The sequence below is a fragment of the Pandoraea thiooxydans genome, assembly GCF_001931675.1.
Lineage (GTDB): Bacteria > Pseudomonadota > Gammaproteobacteria > Burkholderiales > Burkholderiaceae > Pandoraea > Pandoraea thiooxydans.
This window is the reverse complement of the sequence record NZ_CP014839.1, coordinates 1,276,220-1,294,655: the sequence shown is the minus strand read 5'-3', so window position 1 is coordinate 1,294,655 and position 18,436 is coordinate 1,276,220. Positions and strand designations below refer to the sequence as shown.

16 protein-coding genes are annotated in these 18,436 nt (G+C 66.0%); 12 read left to right on the top strand and 4 right to left on the bottom strand.

From position 1 onward, the window contains the following. Window positions 1-4 precede the first annotated feature (4 nt). The 3 genes from PATSB16_RS05880 to PATSB16_RS05870 are packed head-to-tail and all read left to right on the top strand — an operon-like array spanning window position 5 to window position 2,878. A complete protein-coding gene (locus PATSB16_RS05880) occupies window positions 5-850 on the top strand; it encodes a CheR family methyltransferase (protein WP_047213127.1) in 846 nt (281 codons plus the stop codon). Further along, on the top strand, window positions 834-1,325 hold the full coding sequence (locus PATSB16_RS05875) for a chemotaxis protein CheD (RefSeq protein WP_047213125.1): 492 nt from the start codon (window positions 834-836) through the stop codon (window positions 1,323-1,325). Before PATSB16_RS05880 ends, PATSB16_RS05875 begins: the two co-directional genes overlap by 17 nt. A gap of 23 nt (window positions 1,326-1,348) precedes the next feature. Then, a complete protein-coding gene (locus PATSB16_RS05870; protein WP_052892586.1) occupies window positions 1,349-2,878 on the top strand; it encodes a chemotaxis protein CheW in 1,530 nt (509 codons plus the stop codon). Window positions 2,879-2,893: 15 nt separating this feature from the next. Here PATSB16_RS05870 and hydA read toward each other — a convergent pair whose 3' ends face one another. The 4 genes from hydA to PATSB16_RS05850 all read right to left on the bottom strand — a co-directional run bounded on the left by hydA (window position 2,894) and on the right by PATSB16_RS05850 (window position 7,298). Next, window positions 2,894-4,408 carry a dihydropyrimidinase gene (gene hydA / locus PATSB16_RS05865; protein ID WP_237170304.1) on the bottom strand — a complete coding sequence of 505 codons (1,515 nt, stop codon included), beginning with the start codon at window positions 4,406-4,408 and terminating at the stop codon, window positions 2,894-2,896. Window positions 4,409-4,533: 125 nt separating this feature from the next. Next, a complete protein-coding gene (locus tag PATSB16_RS05860) occupies window positions 4,534-5,319 on the bottom strand; it encodes an ABC transporter ATP-binding protein (protein ID WP_047213121.1) in 786 nt (261 codons plus the stop codon). A gap of 45 nt (window positions 5,320-5,364) precedes the next feature. Further along, window positions 5,365-6,153: an ABC transporter permease gene (locus PATSB16_RS05855; protein WP_047213119.1), complete on the bottom strand. Its 789-nt coding sequence runs from the start codon at window positions 6,151-6,153 to the stop codon at window positions 5,365-5,367. 125 nt (window positions 6,154-6,278) lie between these two features. Beyond that, entirely contained in the window at window positions 6,279-7,298 is a 1,020-nt protein-coding gene (locus tag PATSB16_RS05850; protein ID WP_047213118.1) for an ABC transporter substrate-binding protein, read from the bottom strand. A 347-nt stretch (window positions 7,299-7,645) separates the two neighbouring features. On the opposite strand from PATSB16_RS05850, the gene PATSB16_RS05845 reads away from it, so the two are divergent. From PATSB16_RS05845 to PATSB16_RS05805, 9 genes are all read left to right on the top strand, one after another. Further along, complete coding sequence (locus tag PATSB16_RS05845; RefSeq protein WP_237170303.1) at window positions 7,646-8,359, top strand: GntR family transcriptional regulator; 714 nt, start codon at window positions 7,646-7,648, stop codon at window positions 8,357-8,359. A gap of 229 nt (window positions 8,360-8,588) precedes the next feature. After that, window positions 8,589-10,037 (top strand): alkaline phosphatase family protein, encoded by a 1,449-nt coding sequence (locus PATSB16_RS05840; protein ID WP_047213117.1) that lies wholly within the window; start codon window positions 8,589-8,591, stop codon window positions 10,035-10,037. Window positions 10,038-10,200: 163 nt separating this feature from the next. After that, window positions 10,201-11,211, top strand: coding sequence for a serine hydrolase (locus PATSB16_RS05835; RefSeq protein ID WP_237170302.1), 1,011 nt, complete (start codon window positions 10,201-10,203; stop codon window positions 11,209-11,211). 105 nt (window positions 11,212-11,316) lie between these two features. Further along, window positions 11,317-12,084, top strand: coding sequence for a molybdate ABC transporter substrate-binding protein (locus PATSB16_RS05830; RefSeq protein ID WP_047213115.1), 768 nt, complete (start codon window positions 11,317-11,319; stop codon window positions 12,082-12,084). A 167-nt stretch (window positions 12,085-12,251) separates the two neighbouring features. Next, complete coding sequence (locus PATSB16_RS05825; protein ID WP_047213113.1) at window positions 12,252-13,484, top strand: 3-methyl-2-oxobutanoate dehydrogenase (2-methylpropanoyl-transferring) subunit alpha; 1,233 nt, start codon at window positions 12,252-12,254, stop codon at window positions 13,482-13,484. 2 nt (window positions 13,485-13,486) lie between these two features. After that, window positions 13,487-14,530 (top strand): alpha-ketoacid dehydrogenase subunit beta, encoded by a 1,044-nt coding sequence (locus tag PATSB16_RS05820; protein ID WP_047213112.1) that lies wholly within the window; start codon window positions 13,487-13,489, stop codon window positions 14,528-14,530. A 1-nt stretch (window position 14,531) separates the two neighbouring features. Then, window positions 14,532-15,833 (top strand): dihydrolipoamide acetyltransferase family protein, encoded by a 1,302-nt coding sequence (locus PATSB16_RS05815; protein WP_047213111.1) that lies wholly within the window; start codon window positions 14,532-14,534, stop codon window positions 15,831-15,833. Further along, complete coding sequence (lpdA, locus tag PATSB16_RS05810) at window positions 15,830-17,245, top strand: dihydrolipoyl dehydrogenase (RefSeq protein ID WP_047213109.1); 1,416 nt, start codon at window positions 15,830-15,832, stop codon at window positions 17,243-17,245. Before PATSB16_RS05815 ends, lpdA begins: the two co-directional genes overlap by 4 nt. Before the next feature lie 60 nt (window positions 17,246-17,305). Further along, window positions 17,306-18,424: a 3-deoxy-7-phosphoheptulonate synthase gene (locus PATSB16_RS05805; protein WP_047213108.1), complete on the top strand. Its 1,119-nt coding sequence runs from the start codon at window positions 17,306-17,308 to the stop codon at window positions 18,422-18,424. Window positions 18,425-18,436 lie beyond the last annotated feature (12 nt).

The following is an 18,436-nucleotide window of genomic DNA, read 5'->3' as shown; positions in this document are numbered from 1 at the left end:
TGCCATGAGCAGCGATTCGGAAGTCGATCCGCTCACCCGGCGCGCCCTGTTCGAGCAGGTGCGCCGGCATACCGGCATTGTCATGAACGAGCGCAAATGGCCGATGCTCGACGGCCGCCTGCGGCGTCGCCTGCAGGCGCTCGCGCTGCCGGGCTACCGCGAGTATTTGGGCTTGCTGGAGGCAACGCCCAGCGAAGTGCGCGACTTCGTCGATCTGGTCACCACCAACGAAACATCGTTCTTCCGCACGCCGCGCATCTGGCACTACCTGGCGGAGCACTTCCTGCCGAGCTGGCATGACGCGCACCCGCATCAGCCGTTGCGCGTCTGGTCGGCTGCCGCATCGAGCGGCGAGGAAGCCTATAGCGTCGCGATGCTGTGCGAGGAATTCCGCGCCGCGCACCCGACTTTCCGCTACCGTATTCTCGCCACCGATATCTCGGACGGCATTCTGCGCAGCGCCGCAACCGGCCACTACCGCGGACGAAGCGCCACCGGCCTGCGACAAACGCATCCCGCCTTGCTGGAAAAATACTTCAGCACCGACGAGGACGGTACCGGTATTCGTGCCAATGCAGCCCTGCGCGCGCAAGTGACGTTTCGCCAGCACAATCTGTACCAGCCGCCGCGCGACGTCGGGCCGGTCGAGCTGACGTTGTTGCGCAACGTTCTGATCTATTTCGACACGGCGGGGCAGCAGGCAGTGCTGGAGAATGTCCGGCGCGCGATGGCACCCGACGGCGTGCTGATCGTCGGCGAATCCGAGTCGTTGAGCCGCTTTCATGCCGGCTTCGTGTTCGAGCAGCCGCTGATCTATCGTCAGGGAACGGCCCATGCCCAGCACGCATGAGATCCAGGTGCACATGTGCAAAATCGCTATCGGCCGCGGCTGCGACGGCAACGTGCTGCGCACTACGCTCGGCTCCTGCGTGGGCATCGGCTTGCTGTGGCGTGAGCGCGACCTCTATGGACTGGCGCATTGCCTGCTGCCTGACAGCGCGCCCGGCGCGCCTCGTCCGGTCGCCCCCGGCGCCAAATACGTCACCCAGGCCGTGCCATCGCTGCTGTCGATGATGCATGCCTGGCATGCCCCACCGGACGCGCTGGAAGCGGTGCTGGCCGGCGGCGCGAATATGGTGCATTACGTCAGCACGCCACGCCATGCGCCGATCGGCGAGCTGAATGTGCGTACCGCGCAAAAACTGCTTGCCGAGCACGGCGTGCGGGTGGTGCACCTCGACGTCGGCGGCGACTGCGGCCGCCAATTGTCGATCGATTGCGCCCGGCACGAATATGCGGTCAAGACAATCTCCCGTTTTGCCTGATCTCGATGAATCGGAACCCCGCCATGGAAAACGCCGCCGCGCCCGACCTTTCGTCCGCCGTCGAACTGTACGGTTCGTTTCACCTGGGCCAGACTGAACTGGCGCTGCCGGTCGCCGCGCTGCAGGAGGTCGTCAATTATCCCGCCGCCGTCACCCGGGTGCCACTTGCCCCGCCCCATTTACTGGGCCTGTTCAACCTGCGCGGCACGCTCATTCCCATCGTCGATCTGTGCCAGTTGCTGCGCCTGCCCGGGGACCGTGCACGCCCGGCCGGCAAGATTGCCATTGTCGAGCTGGGCGAAGCCCGCGTCGGCTTATTGTTCGATGGCACCGGAGAAATCCTGCGTGTGCCGGCCGCCCAAAAAGTCACCTTCGAGCCGCCCGCCAACGGCATCGCGGTGATCGCCGGCGCACTCAAGCTCAACGGCGGCGAGCGCATTTTGCAGATCCTCTCGGCCGCGGCGCTGCTCGGATTGCCCGACATGCCGCGCCTGCAGCACCGGGCCGACAGCATGCAGCGCCGCGCGCAGCGGGCGCTGCGCCAACAAACGGTGTCGTTCCGGGCGGCGGGCGCCCATGTGGCGCTGCCGATGGCGGCCATCCAGGAGATCATCCGCGTGCCGGCATTGCTTGCCTCGCCATTGGCCGACGGGCTATGCATCGGCATGTTGAACCTGCGCGGTGCGACCCTGCCGGTGGTGGATCTGGCTCGCTTTCTGGGCGCGGGCTCCGGTGGCGACGCCGAGGCCGAGGAGTCGTCCAGCGAGCCGGGCAATCAGGCTGCTACCGACGAGCGGCGCATCGTGATCTTTCAGCAACAGGACGTGCACGTCGGACTGCTGGTCGACGAGGTGCGCAGCATCGTCGGCTATCACGCCGACGATTTGTTGCCCATGCCGGCCTATTGCGCGCGGCAGGTATCTCTGTTCGCCGGCTGCTTTGGACATGACGGGCAGGACAGCATCATCCTGCTGAGTCCGGCGGCATTGCTGGCGCACCCGCAGCTCGCCGCGATCGCCGAGGGACACCGCGAACTGTACCGCGCGGCCGGCGCGGCCGCGGCGGTCACCGGCCCCAACGCACGACGGCATACCGGCGTGCGTGAGACCTATGTGATGTTCCGGCTGGGGCACCTGCTCGGAGTGCGCATCCGCCAGTTGCGCGAGGTAATCGATTACGGCGGCGAGATCGTCACGACGCCGGGCGCGCCGTCGTTCGTACGCGGCGTGCTGCACCTGCGGCGCGAATTGATCACCGTGGTCGATGTGCGCGCGATGCTCGGCATGGCCCCGTACGACGATCTTGCGCAGACAAAGATTCTGATCGTCGAACATGGCGGGGAAAAATTCGGGCTGGTGGTCGATACGGTCGACAACATCGTCACGCTCGATGACGGCGAGCGCGTGCCGGTGCCTGGCGTTCTGCTGCAGCAGGCCGGCGCCGCGCTGCGCGGCTGCATGACGGAGGCCATCGAATTACCCGGGCGCGGCATGCTGATGCTGATCGACCTGGGCCGCCTTTGCGAGCACGTCTGGCTTGAAGTCGCGGCGTAGGCCGCGGCGCGCGACTCATGCGATCCCGAGTGCCTCGAGCCAGGGAAACAATTGCCGGCGGCCAGGCCGGGATTGCCGATGATAGTCGACCGGACGGGCGCACCGCAGAAATTCGCCACGCCCGCGGGCTTCGCTGACATACCCGGTGGCGCGCTCCCACAAGATCGTGCCGCGCGAGAGCGTGAGCGCGGGCCAGGCCCGCACTTCGCGCCCCTCGTAAGGCGTGTAGTCGACCGCGTGGTGCAACGCCCGGTTGCGAATCGGCTGCGGGGCGAAGGTGTCCCAGATCACCAGATCGGCATCGCCGCCGATCGCGATGCTGCCCTTGCGCGGGTAAAGGCCATAGAGTTTTGCCGGCTCGGTCGCGGTGAGTGAGACGAAGCGCTGCACGCCGATGCGGCCCTGCATAACGCCCTCGGAGAACAATAGCGGCAGGCGGGTCTCCAGGCCGGGGATGCCATTGGGCACGCGATCGAACGGGGCATGGTCGCCGGCGATCTGCTTGCCGTGCGCGTCCGCGTAACGGTACGGCGCATGGTCCGACGAAAACACCTGAAAAGTGCCGTGGTCGAGCGCGCGCCACACCGACGCCTGGTTGGCCGCGTCGCGCGGAGGCGGGCTGCATAGGCACTTGACCCCTTCGAAGCCCCCTCCTCCCAGGTCGTCCTCGGTCAGGAAGAGGTATTGCGGACAGGTCTCGGCATAGATCGGCGCGCCGCGCAGCTGGGCTTGCTGAATCTGCTCGATGGCGTCGCGCCCCGACACGTGCACGATCAGCACCGGCGTGTCGAGCATTTCGGCCAGCGAGATCGCGCGATGTGTCGCTTCGCGCTCGACCACCGGCACGCGCGAGAGCGCGTGATACGACGGTGCGCTCAAACCGCGTTCGAGCATCCGCTCGGTCAGCCAGGCGATACAGTCGGCGTTCTCGGCGTGCACCATGGTCATCGCTTTCTCGCGCCGCGCCACTTCGAGCACGTCGATGATGCGGCGGTCATCGAGCTTGAGCGCGTCATAGGTCATGTAGATCTTGAACGACGTGTAACCCTCGGCGATCAATGCCGGCAGCTCCGTTTCGAGCAGTGCCGGCGTAGGGTCGGTGATGATCAGGTGAAAGGCGTAATCGACGATCGGCTTGCCGGCCGCGCGCGCGTGATAGTCAGCGACTGCCTCGCGCAGCGTGCCGCCGCGCCGCTGCAGCGCGAACGGAATGATGGTGGTCGTGCCGCCACAGGCGGCCGAGCGCGTGCCGCTGGCAAAATCGTCGGCCATCACGGTGCCGTCGTCGCTCGGCTGATCGAGATGGCAGTGCGCGTCGACTCCCCCGGGCAACACCCAGCGTCCGGCAGCATCGATTTCCCTGGCGCCGTCACTCAGACCCTGCCCCAGCGAGGCAATCACGCCGTCGGTGATGCCGATGTCGGCGCTGAAGGTGTCGGCGGCCGTGGCAATGCGGGCGTTGCGGATCACCAGATCGAACGCCGGATGCACTTGCATCCGTTGCCGGACAGGAGATTCGGTGGCACTCATGTGAGATCCAAAAGCAGATGCGAGGCGTCCTCGACGAGGGTCGAGATGGCTGGCAAGCGGCGTAAAGTCATGACAATCCCGATTCGATTTCAAAGCGGCGCGCAATGGCTCGACAAGCGGTGCCGTCAGAGCGCGCGGGCGAGCCGGTTGGCCGCGCAAGCCTCTTCGCGAATCAGCCCCAGGACGTGACGCTTGAGATCGTTAAAGCGCGGCGAGGTCACGTCGCGCGGACGCGGCAGATCGACGCCGATCAACTCCCGGATGCGCCCCGGGCGGTGCGTCATGACAGCCACCTGGGTGCCAAGCAGCAGCGCCTCGTCGACGCTGTGCGTGACGAACACGATGGTCGCTTGCGACTTCTGCCAGATTGTCACCAATTCCTGCTGGAGCTCTTCCTTGGTCTGCGCGTCAAGCGCGGCGAACGGCTCGTCCATCAAAATGACGTCGGGGTTGAGCAGCAACGCTCGAGCAATGCCCACGCGTTGGCTCATGCCGCCGGAGAGCTCCGACGGATAGTGGTTTTCGAAGCCGGTCAGGCCGACCAGATCGATATAGGCCTGCGCCAGTTCGCGCCGCTCCCGTTTGCCGCGTCCCTGCAGCTTGTGATAGAAGGCAACGTTCTCCCACACCGTGAGCCAGGGCATCAGCGTCGCCTGCTGGAACACCATGCCGCGATTCGCGCCCGGCTGGTCGACCTGCCGGCCGCCGACACTCACGCGTCCGCTGGAGGCGCTCTCGAAGCCGGCGATCATATTCAGCAAGGTCGATTTGCCGCAGCCGGAGGGCCCGAGCAGACAGAGGAACTCCCGCTGCTCCAAGTGCAGCGAGATGCGGTCGAGCGTCAGCAACTCGGTGCCGCGCCGGGCGTCGGTGAACACTTTGCTGACATCGTCGATTTGTACATAAGCCATTTTGGTTTCCCGAGGGCAATCTATAACGGAACCAACCCGAAGGTCTCAGCGCTTCATGGCGCCACGATGCTGCCAATGCAACACCCGGTTCATCAACAACTTCATCGCCAGGTCGGACAAATAACCAAGCACGCCGATACTGATCATCGCGGCAATCACCAGGTCGTAACGCAGGAAGTAATACGAATCCCACAGCGAATAACCCAGCCCGCTCTTGACCGCTACCATCTCCGCGGTCACCGTCAGCATCCAGGCCGAGCCGATGGCGATGCGCAATCCCGCAAAGATGCTCGGCAGTGAAGCCGGCAGCACGATGAAGCGCAGCATCTGCCGCTGGGTGGCGCCCATCATCGCCGCGGCACGAATCAGTTGGCGGTCGGTAGCCTTCACGCCGTGGATAGTGTTGAGCAGGATCGGGAAAAACGCGCCGAGGAACACCAGAAATATCGCCGGCTTGTTGGCAATGCCAAACCAGATGATTGCGAGAGGAATCCACGACACGGGAGGAATCGGGCGCAACAGTTGCAAGGTCGGCTCGATCGCCTGCTCGACCCAGCGCCACCAGCCAATCGCTACCCCCAGCCCAATCCCGGCGACCACGGCGAGCGCGTAGCCGCATGCCACACGTGCCAGACTCGCGGCGGCACTGCCGAGCCAGGCGCCGCTGTACGACAGGGTCGAGCCGTCGATGGCAAAGATCCAATCGGCCAAGGTCCTCAGCACCTGTGACGGCGCCGGCAGTAGCGACGGCGGGATCCATCCCGAGCGAGAGAACAGTTCCCACCCCATGATCAGGACAAGCGGGACGAACGACCTCAGGAAGCTGGTGCGCATGCGCCCCCTCGGCTTCGAGACCGGCACGGATATGGTGGAAAGCGTAGTGGTCGGATTCATAGTGGTCGATGGCTCCGGTCTATTTGGCAAAGGATGAAACGATGGGGGCGCCGGCACGACATTGCTCAATAACCCAGCACGGTCTTCGGCTGACCGGTGGCTTTCATGAGAAACGAATAATCCATGTGTTGATCGATCTGCGTCGAGACGTCGGACGAGACGTAGTGCAAGTCGTGCATCATCGCGGCGATCGCGTGGGTCTTCTTGCGGTACATGCGATAGTCGGGATCGGTGTTCTTGAGCGACTCCGCCGCCACTTTCGGGTCGAGCGCCGTGTACTTGCCGATCGCGGCCAGCCACGGGCCATCGCCGGCCTTGAGGCTGTCGACCATCTTCACGACAGCGTCGACGGTTTGCTGCACTTCTTCCGGATGCTGCTTGATCACGTCCGAACGCGTGAGGATCAGGTTGGTCAGATTGCCGGCTGCCTGATCGTACGGCAGATTGAATAGCGTGCCCGCCCCCATCATGCGGATCTGCGAGGCAAACGGCTCGACCGAGCAGACCATGTCGATATCGCCGCGCTGCAACGCGCTCGCATCGTCAGCCGGATTCGGAATATTGATGAATTGGACGTCCTTGTCGGGATCGATGCCATGCATCAGGAATTCGCCGCGCATATGAATGTCCTGCGCGTTGCCGCGCGAAGCCGCAACCTTCAGCGGCTTGCCCGCCGCCTTGCGCGCCTTGACCAGCTTGACCAGTCCGGCCCAATCGTTGGCCTTGAGCCCCAGGCCGTTGCGCTGCAGGATCTCCGAGCCGCCGTTGACCTGGCCGGAAATCGCCACGACGTCGAAGCCGCGATCGAGCGCCGTCACCAGATGCAGATACGTGACCTGCGCGACGTCGATGCTGTGCGAGACCAGCGCGGTCAGCACGTCATTGCCGGAGGTAAACGGAATCGCCTCGATCTTGACCGATTTGCCGTATTGCGGCACCAGCGCCATCGACAGGCACTGGGCGCATTTGGCAAAGCCGACCTTGACGACCGGTTCGGCGCCCTGGGCGCGGGCTGCGGGCGAGGCCAGCGGCAGCACTAGCGAAGTCATCGCGACGGCTGCCGCGAACAATGCCTTGCGAAACATGTGTCTCTCCTGTGAGCAACGTGCGCCGGATTGCGCAGCCCATGATTCGCAAGATGCATGCCAACAAACAGAAATAAATTGAATACAATTATTAAATCGTTTGTCCGCAATGAATTGCGCGTCGTGGGCCGATCGCCCTCCCGGCGCCTGGCCCTCTCCAGATCCGCCCCACCGCCGACCGGCCGCACCAGGATGCGCGACACCGCGCCCCTTTCCGGTGCGCCCGTGCGTCATCGTCAACCATGCCGAGTCGCGCCGGTTACAGCAAATATTCCGATCTTCGTGTACACAACATCTCTCGATCTGCCTTATTATTTCGGTTACTTATCGTGCAGACGAGAACCGACTTGAAGCAAGCTGCCGTGCCGGCCGTCGCGCCGGAGATATCGAACCGTCCATCGTTTTCGAACGACGAGATCTCTCGCCGCATCCAGAACGCGGTGCTCGAGCATCGCCTCGCGCCGGGCACCAAGCTGGTGGAGGAGCGACTTGCCGAGATCTCGGGCGTCAGCCGCACCAAGATCCGCGAAGTGCTCGGCAAGCTCGCGCACGAGGGGCTGGTGACATTGATTCCCAACCGTGGCGCCTTCATTGCCAGCCCGAGTGCCCAACAGGCGCGCGACGTGTTTGTCACGCGTCGCATGATCGAGCCGGAAATGGCGCGGCAGTTGGCGAACACCATCACCACGCCGCAACTGCGTGCGCTGCGCCGGCACGTGCGTCAGGAGGGCGAGGCACGCCGACGCGGCGAGATGCACGCGGTGATCCGTCTTTCCGGGGAATTCCATGTGCTTTTCGCACAGATGCACGGCAACGAGATTCTGCTGCGGCTGCTGCGCGAACTCACGCCGCTGACGTGTCTGGTGATCACCCTCTACGACAAGCCCAACGTGCCAGCGTGCCCACACCATGAACACGACGCGCTGATCGACGCCCTCGAGGCGCGCGACGGCGAGCGCGCCGCCGCGATCATGCTCGAGCACCTGCGGCACATCGAAGCGACGCTGAGCTTCGACGCGCCGGCTACAGCGGCCGTCGACATCGAAGCGATTTTTTCCTGAGACTGCCGCTCGCCACGCAATCCTCCCCCATCAGCCGTCATCGCAGGCGGGCGCCGACGCGGCGGCCCCCCTCCAGGCAGTCTCGTTCGCACTACGAAAATCCGTCACAACCCATGCTCGCCCGGCGACTCCAAGTGCAGGTGCGATAGACCGCCCGCGCGGCGTCACACAAGCATCACGCAATGCCGCTACCGTTTAGATGGCTGGCAGCCGCCCTTGGGAGTCTCGTATGGCAAATCAACTTGGCAATATCGATCACATCGTCTATCTGATGCTGGAAAACCGCTCGTTCGATCAGATGCTGGGATTCCTCTATAGCGACAGCGGCAATCGCTCGCCGGCCGGACATGCGTTCGACGGCCTGACGGGACAGGAGTCGAACCCTGACGACGCGGGTCGCCCGGTGCCGGTCTACAAAATACGGGCGAGCGACGCGCACCCGTATTTGATGCCGGGCGCAGATCCGGGCGAGGGATTTCTCAACACGAATTACCAGTTGTTCGGCACCGACGCCCCGGCACACGATGCGATCCCGAACAATCAAGGTTTCGTACGCAACTTCAAGGCAGCGATCGCCTCCGATCTGGCCAGGCATTATCGCGACTCGCTGCCCGGCACCGAGCCGTCGCAAATCATGGGCATGTACACGCCCGAACTGCTGCCGGTGCTTAGCGGGCTGGCACGCGGCTACGCGGTTTGCGACGCGTGGTTTGCATCGGTGCCGAGCATGACGATGCCCAATCGCGCATTCGCGCTGGCCGGCACGTCGCAGGGGCATCTCGACGATCATGTGAAGATATTCACCTGTCCGAGCATTTTCGGGCGCCTGGGCGAACGACAGATCGACTGGGCCGTGTTCGGCTATAACCGCGACCCCATCACGCGTCATGATTTTCCCGACACGCAAAGCGCCGACGACAGCCACTTCGGCCATTTCCGCGACTTTCAGGCGCGCGCGGCCGACGGCACGCTGCCGGCGTTCACGTTTCTCGAACCGAGCTGGGACGCCAACGGCAACAGCCAGCATCCCAACTATGACGTGGCCGCCGGCGAACAGTTGATTCACGACGTCTACCAGGCCGTGCGCACCGGCAAGAACTGGCATCGCACGCTGCTGATCATCAACTACGACGAGCATGGCGGCAACTACGATCACATTGCGCCGCCGGCGAATGTCGCCGCGCCTGGCGACGGCACGCAGGGAGAATTCGGCTTCGACTTCACCCGGTTGGGCGTGCGTGTGCCGGCCGTGCTGGTCTCACCGCTGATCGCTCCCGGCACGGTATTCCGCACTTCGTCCACCACTCCGATCGACCATACGTCGGTGCTGGCGACGATTCACCAGCGCTGGGGTACCGCGCCATTGAGCGCGCGTGACCGGGCCGCACCATCGCTGGGCGACGTGCTCACGCTCACACGAGCGCGCACCGACGACCCGCTGCAGGGCGTGAGCGTACCTCAGGCCGGCATTCATCACCCCAATGCGGCGCGCCCGTCCCGGCTCGACCGGCTGCACGCGGCACGCATCGCTGCCTTGCCATTGCGCAACGAGAAGGGTTTCTACGAGGAAGCGACACCTGACTTGAGGTCCAGCAGCGAGCTTGGCGACTTCATCCGCGACCGCTCGGCCGCCTGGCGCGAACACATGCGGCGACTGCGTCAACGGCGTCCCGGCTGACTTCGAACGGGGTGTGCGGGCTGCGCCGAGACGGCGCTGCGGGTTGGGCCAATATATTCGGCATCCGTAGCATGTCTGGTGAACAAACCGCATGGGCGTTACACTAACGGCGGACGATCGGTCTATCGTTCCTTGTCATCCGTACGCCAAAGGAATCCACGTTTTGAAAGGCATCGCTGCCCGCCTCACCCGTTCCGCCTGTGTCCTTATCGCCTTCCTGCGTGACCCGCACCGCCCCCGGCGCCTGATCCGGTGCCTGCCATTTGCTGCGCTTTGCCTGGCGTTGGTGTGCCCGGCCGGAGGTGTGCTCGCGCGCGAGCACCAGCCACGGCACGAAGCTCATCACACCAGGGCCAAGCCGCATTCGGTCCGCCACACCCAACACCCGCGGCGCCCGCGCCTGCTCCCGCGCTGCGGCTACAGCCCCGCGGCCGTACGACGGCTGCATTCGCGGGCTATCTACGTGCTGGACGTCAAGTCCAATACGGTTTTGCTGTCGCGCCGCGCCCACGAGGTGCGCCCGATTGCGTCGATTTCCAAGCTGATGATGGCGGTCGTGGCGCGCAGCACGCATCGGCCGCTCAATGGCATGCTGCGCGTAACTGCGCAGGACCGCGACCGCATCAAGTTCACCGGCTCGCGACTGAAGGTGGGCTCACGGCTGTCGCGCCGGGATATGCTGCATATCGCGCTGATGTCGTCGGAGAACCGTGCAGCGGCCGCGCTCAGCCGCGACTATCCGGGCGGGCGGCCGGCCTTCATCGCCGCAATGAACCGCAAGGCGCGCCAGCTCGGCATGCGCCATACGCACTTCCGCAATGCGAGCGGGCTCTCGCCGCACAACGTCTCGACCGCCGCCGATCTGGCCAAGCTGGTGGCATACGCGCATCGCGACCCGCTGATCCGACGCTTTTCCACCGACAAGTGGGATACCGTGCATCCGGGGCGCGGCCAACTCGTGTATGTCAACTCCAACGCGCTGATTCGGCTCGGGCATGCGCCCATCCAGTTGCAGAAAACCGGCTTTATCAACGAGTCCGGTCACGGCGTGGTGATGCGCATGCTGGTGCGGGGCCGCCCCCAAACGCTGGTGCTGCTGGGCTCGCGCACGCCGCGCGGCGACATCGCCGATGCGATTCGAATCCGCCGCTGGCTCGACTGCTCGCTGGGTTAGGGCGCGATGCGCGACGCCGGCCCGCACCGACGCACTATGCGCAAGGCACTGGCATGCCTTGCATCGCCTGCTACTGAACATCATCAACCGTTAGCGGATACTGCCATGAAACCGAACCGATTTCTCCGTCTCGCCCTGGCTCTGCTGCTGTGCGGCGCCCTCCTGCCGGCCGCGGTGCGCGCCGCACCGCTGAACGTTGCCTCGGACGCCGCACTGCTGCAGCCGGTGCGCCAAGCGGCCTCGCGATTCACCTCGCGCACCGGCATCGCGCTGAGCGTTCATAGTGTCGACATGGCCCGCTACGCCGCACACGCGATTCACGCCCCAGGCCAGCCGTTCGACGTGGTGATCGTCAATGCCGGCCGCTACGCGGCGCTGGCGCGGCAACATCGCGTCGCCCCGGGCAGCCGCACCGATCTGGCGCGCATCGGCATCGGCATTGGCGTGCCGTCCGGCCATCCGTTGCCGGACGTCACCACCGCCGCGGCGTTGCGGCGCACATTGCTGGCCGCGCATCGCGTGGCGCTGGCCGATCCGGGTTCCGACGCCCCCAGCGGCGCCAACGCGCTCACACTATTCGACCGCCTGGGGATCTCCGAGCCCATGAAAGCCAAGGCGGTCCTGGTGTCCGGCCCGCTTGTCGTCACCCAGTTGCAGGTGGGCAAGGCGGACCTGGCGCTGGCCGAATCGACCGTGCTGCAGCAGGCGCCGGGCGTGCAGTTCGCCGGGCCGCTGCCGGGCGCGTTGCAGCAGCCGATTTCCTTCGTGGGCGGCGTTGGCGCACGTGCGCGCCGGCCCGTCGCGGCGCGCGCCTTCCTGGCGTTCCTTGCCGCCGAGCTCGGCCCGTCGGCGCCCCCCCGCAAGGCGCCGTAAAGCGGGTTGCCGTACCCGCCACCCACCGGCGAGCTGTGGTAATCTCGATTGCGTCGGCACCCACCTTACCCAGGCGCGTGCCGGCGACGGAATGGCGCAGGGCTATCGCCAGACGCAAGACCGTTCCAGTAGAAGCGTGCGACACAATCAAACGTGGAGACCTACCGATGAGCCAATACGGGCCGCTGAAATTGCACGTGCCGGAGCCAACCGGGCGTCCGGGTTGCAAGACTGATTTTTCCTACCTTCACGTCTCGCCGGCCGGCGTGGTGCGCCGACCGCCCATCGACGTGAGTCCCGCCGATACCAGCGACCTGGCCTACAGCCTGGTGCGCGTGCTCGACGACGATGGCCAGGCCGTCGGACCCTGGGCTCCGGATCTGAGCCCCGACGCGCTGCTCGCGGGCATGCGGGCGATGCTCAAGACCCGAATTTTCGACGCGCGCATGCTGGTCGCGCAGCGCCAGAAAAAAATCTCGTTCTACATGCAGAGCCTCGGCGAAGAGGCGATTGGCTCGGCGCACGCGCTGGCGCTCGAGCATGGCGACATGTGCTTTCCGACCTACCGCCAGCAAAGCATCCTGCTCACCCGCAACGTCTCGCTGGTCGACATGATGTGCCAACTGATGTCCAACCAGCGCGACCCGCTCAAGGGGCGTCAATTGCCGGTCATGTACTCGGTGCGCGAAGCCGGGTTCTTCTCGATCTCCGGCAACCTTGCGACCCAGTTCATCCAGGCGGTCGGCTGGGCAATGGCCTCGGCGATCAAGGGCGATACCCGCATCGCGTCGGCCTGGATCGGCGACGGCGCGACCGCTGAATCGGACTTCCACACGGCCCTGACCTTTGCCCACGTGTATCGCGCGCCGGTGATCCTGAACGTGGTCAACAACCAGTGGGCCATTTCCACCTTCCAGGCGATCGCCGGCGGCGAGGGCACGACTTTCGCCGGGCGCGGCGTGGGCTGCGGCATTGCCTCGCTGCGCGTGGACGGCAACGATTTCCTGGCGGTCTATGCCGCCTCGCGCTGGGCCGCCGAGCGCGCCCGCCGCAATCTCGGCCCGACCCTGATCGAGTGGGTCACCTATCGGGCCGGCCCCCATTCGACCTCCGACGATCCCTCCAAATATCGGCCCGGCGACGACTGGAATGCGTTTCCGCTGGGCGACCCGATCGCGCGTTTCAAACAGCACCTGATCAGGCTGGGTATCTGGTCGGACGCCGCGCACGAGGAACTCAAGGCCGCGCTCGAGGCCGAGGTGCTCGCCGCGCAGAAGGAAGCCGAACAATACGGCACGATGGCCGATGAACATACGGCGAGCCCGGCGAGCATCTTCGAGGATGTCTACAAGGACATGCCGGAGCACCTGCGCCGGCAACGTCAACAGTTGGGGGTCTGAGCATGGCGACAGAAAAAGACAACGGCCAGGCCACCGCTCCGATGAGCATGATCCAGGCGCTGCGCTCGGCCATGGATGTGATGCTCGAGCGCGACAGCAACGTGGTGGTGTTCGGCCAGGACGTCGGCTACTTCGGCGGCGTGTTCCGCTGTACCGAAGGCCTGCAGGCCAAGTACGGCACCTCGCGCGTGTTCGATACGCCGATCTCCGAGGGCGGCATCGTGGGTGCGGCGGTGGGCATGGGCGCCTACGGGCTGCGGCCGGTATGCGAGATTCAATTCGCCGACTATTTCTACCCCGCCTCCGACCAGATCGTCTCGGAGGCCGCGCGCCTGCGTTACCGCTCGATGGGCGAGTTCATCGCGCCGCTGACGATTCGCATGCCCTGTGGCGGCGGGATTTATGGCGGACAGACGCACAGCCAGAGTCCGGAGGCGATGTTCACGCAGGTATGCGGCTTGCGCACGGTGATGCCGTCCAACCCGTATGACGCGAAGGGACTGCTGATTGCGGCAATCGAGAACGACGACCCGGTGATTTTCCTGGAGCCCAAGCGACTTTACAACGGCCCGTTCGACGGTCATCACGAGCGGCCCGTGACCCCCTGGAGCAAGCATCCGGCCAGCGCGGTGCCCGAAGGCTATTACACGGTGCCGCTCGAATCGGCAGCCGTGGTGCGCGCCGGCAGTGCCGTGACGGTACTGACCTACGGCACGACGGTGCACGTATCGCTGGCGGCCGCCGAAGAGACCGGCATCGACGCCGAGATCATCGATCTGCGCAGCCTCTGGCCGCTCGATCTGGAAACCATCGTGAACTCGGTGAACAAGACCGGCCGGTGCGTGGTGGTGCACGAGGCCACGCGCACCTGCGGCTTTGGCGCCGAACTCATCTCGCTGGTGCAGGAGCACTGCTTCTATGCGCTGGAGGCGCCGGTCGAACGCGTGACCGGGTGGGATACGCCGTATCCGCATGCGCAGGAATGGGCGTACTTTCCCGGCCCGCGCCGGGTCGGCGAAGCCCTGCGGCGTGTCATGGAGGCTTGAGATGGGGACGCATATCATCAAAATGCCCGACATCGGCGAAGGCATCGCCGAGGTCGAACTGGCCGCGTGGCACGTCGGGGTGGGCGAGACGGTGAAGGAAGATCAACCGCTGGCCGACGTGATGACCGACAAGGCCACGGTGGAAATCCCTTCGCCGGTGAGCGGCACCGTGCTCGCGCTGGGCGGCCAGGTCGGCGACGTGATGGCGGTGGGCAGCGAGCTGATCCGCCTGGAAGTCGAAGGTGCGGGCAATCAAAAGCCAGGGGCCGCGCCAGCGGCGCCGGCTGTGCCCGCGGCAGCGCAAGCCGAACCGGCGCCGCGAGCCGCGCCCGAGCCGGTGCCCGCGGCAGCACCCGCACCGGTCGCGCCGGCCGCCTCGAAGCCCGCACCACCGAAGCCGGCGCCGGTGATCGCGCGCCAGCCTGGCGAGCGGCCGCTCGCCTCACCGGCGGTGCGCAAGCGCGCCTGGGATCTGGGCATCGAACTGCGCTTCGTGCACGGCACCGGCCCGGCCGGCCGGATCGGGCATGAAGATCTCGACGCCTATTTGCAGGGGCGCGGCGGCACGCTCGGCGCGCGCGCCGGCCTGGTCGAGCGCAACGACGAGCAAGCGGTACCGGTCGTCGGCCTGCGGCGCAAGATCGCCCAGAAAATGCAGGAAGCCAAGCGGCGCATCCCGCACTTCAGCTACGTCGAGGAGATCGACGTGACCGAACTCGAGGAGTTGCGCGTCCAGTTGAACCGCAAATGGGGCGAGTCGCGCGGGCGGCTGACGGTGCTGCCGCTACTGGCACGGGCCATGGTGCTGGCGTTGCGGGACTTCCCGCAGATCAATGCGCGCTTTGACGACGAACTCGGGGTTGTCACACGCCATGGCGCGGTGCACCTGGGCATTGCCGCGCAAAGCCCGGCCGGCCTGATGGTGCCGGTGGTGCGCCATGCCGAGGCGCGCGATCCGTGGTCGATCGCCGCCGAGATCGCCCGGCTGGGCGAGGCCGTGCGTGGCGGCAAGGCCGAGCGCGACGAGCTGCTCGGCTCGACCATTACGATCAGCAGCCTCGGGCCGCTGGGCGGCATCGTCAGCACGCCGGTCATCAATCATCCGGAAGTGGCCATCGTCGGCGTCAATCGTATTGTCGAGCGGCCGATGATCCGGCACGGCGCGGTGGTGCCGCGCAAGTTGATGAATCTCTCGTCGTCGTTCGATCACCGCGTGGTCGACGGCATGGATGCTGCCGAGTTTATCCAGGCGGTGCGCGCCCTGCTCGAACAACCCGCCATGCTTTTCGTGGAGGCCCCATGAGCGAGATCCAGACGACGACGCTGCTGGTCATCGGCGGCGGCCCTGGCGGCTACGTCGCCGCAATTCGTGCCGGTCAACTGGGCGTGCCGACCGTGCTGGTCGAGCGCGAGCGTTTGGGAGGCACCTGCCTGAACATCGGCTGCATCCCATCCAAGGCGCTGATTCACGCGGGCGAGGAATTCGAGAAAGCGACGCACTACGCGGCCGGGCAGGCCTCGCCGCTGGGCATCCGGGTGCAGGCTCCGCACATCGACATCGCGCAGACGGTAGCCTGGAAGGACGGTATCGTCGAGCGGCTGACCGGCGGGGTTGCCGGCCTGCTGAAAAAGCATGGCGTGACGGTTATCCACGGCCACGCGCGCGTGCTCGACGGCAAGACCGTCGAGGTCACGAGTGGCGATGCGCAGGACGGCCAGCCGCTGCGCATTCAGTGCGAGCATCTGTTGCTGGCAGCCGGCTCCGAGCCGGTGCCGCTACCCTCGATGCCGTTCAGCGACAGGGTGATCACCTCCACCGAGGCGCTGTCGCCGCGCACGCTGCCGCGCCGCCTGGTGGTGGTGGGTGCCGGCTATATCGGGCTCGAATTGGGTACGGTCTACCGCAAGCTCGGCGTCGAGGTCACGGTGGTCGAGGCCAAGGCGCGCATCCTGCCGACCTATGATGCCGCGCTGACCAAGCCGGTGGCCGAGGCGCTGGCCCGCCTGGGCGTGACAGTGCATCTGGAGCGCAAGGTACTGGGGCTCAATCACGCGGGCGACGCCGTGCGGGTGCAGGATGCCGCCGGCGCCGAGACGGAGCTGCCGGCCGATCGGGTACTGGTCGCCGTCGGCCGGCGCGCGCGCACCCAGGACTGGGGCCTGGAGAGCCTGCAGCTTGATCGCAACGGCGGCGCGCTGCGCATCGACGATCAATGCCGCACCTCGATGCGCAACGTATGGGCGATCGGCGATCTCACCGGTGAGCCGATGCTGGCGCATCGCGCCATGGCGCAGGGCGAGATGGTGGCCGAGCTGATCGCCGGCCGGCGCCGCCATTTCACCCCCGCCGCGATTCCGGCAGTGTGTTTCACCGACCCCGAGATCGTCACCGCCGGGCTGTCGCCCCCCGAGGCCGAGGCGGCCGGGCTGGACTGCGTGTCGGCCGTTTTCCCGTTCAGCGCCAACGGCCGCGCGATGACGCTCGGCTCGACCGAGGGCTTCGTGCGTGTGGTGGCGCGTCGCGACAACCATCTGATCGTCGGTTGGCAAGCGGTCGGTCGCGGCGTATCCGAACTCGCCGCCGCGTTTTCGCAGTCGCTGGAGATGGGCGCACGGCTGGAAGACGTCGCCGGCACCATCCACGCGCACCCGACGCTGGGCGAAGCGGTGCAGGAGGCAGCGCTGCGGGCGCTGGGTCACGCGCTGCATATTTGAGCCGGCTGCGCCGGCCAGTGCGATAATCGGGGCTGCTTTCCCGCGGCCCCGAGGATTATCTTGAATCTGATCGACAACCCCACGCATGACAAAGAGGCCGGCTCCGCCGACTCGACCCAGGACACGACCCGCATCGACGACGTGCGCATCGGCGCGGTGCGCCCGCTGATCTCCCCCGCGCTTTTGCAGGACGAATTACCGGTGCCGCCGGCGGTGCAGGCGCTGGTCGAGGACAGCCGGGCGGCCATCGCCGCCGTGCTCGACGGACGCGACGATCGCCTGCTGGCGGTGGTTGGCCCCTGCTCGATTCACGACCACGAACAGGCGATCGATTATGCGCATCGGCTCAAGGATGCCGCCGACGCGTTGCGCCAGGATCTGCTGATCGTCATGCGGGTGTATTTCGAAAAGCCGCGCACGACCGTGGGCTGGAAGGGTTATATCAACGACCCGCGCCTGGATGGGAGCTTTCGCATCAATGAAGGACTGCGCCGGGCGCGCGAACTGCTGCTCGAGATCAATGGCCTGGGCCTGCCCACCGCGACCGAATTTCTCGATCTGTTGAGCCCGCAATACATCGCCGACCTGATCGCCTGGGGGGCGATCGGCGCGCGCACCACGGAAAGCCAGAGCCATCGCCAACTGGCCTCGGGGCTGAGCTGCCCGATCGGCTTCAAGAACGGCACCGATGGCGGCGTGCAGGTCGCCGCCGATGCGATCGTTGCCGCACGCGCGAGCCACGCCTTCATGGGCATGACGAAGATGGGCATGGCGGCAATCTTCGAGACACGCGGCAACGATGCCGCGCACGTGATCCTGCGCGGCGGCAAGCATGGCCCGAACTACGACAGCGCATCGGTCGAGGCAAGCTGCGCGGCGCTGCGCGCGCTGGGCCTGCGCGAGCAGGTGATGATCGACTGCTCGCACGCCAACTCCAACAAGTCTCACCTGCGCCAGGTCGACGTGGCGCGGGACATCGCCGGCCAACTGGCTGGCGGGGAGCGCCGCATCATGGGCGTGATGATCGAAAGCCACCTGGAAGAAGGCCGCCAGGACCTCAAGCCGGGCGTGCCGCTGCGGCGCGGCGTATCGATCACCGATGCCTGCCTGGCATGGAGCCAGACCGAGCCGGTGCTGGCCACGCTGGCCGAAGCGGTACGCCAGCGCCGCGCGGGCTAGCGCCAGTCAGTT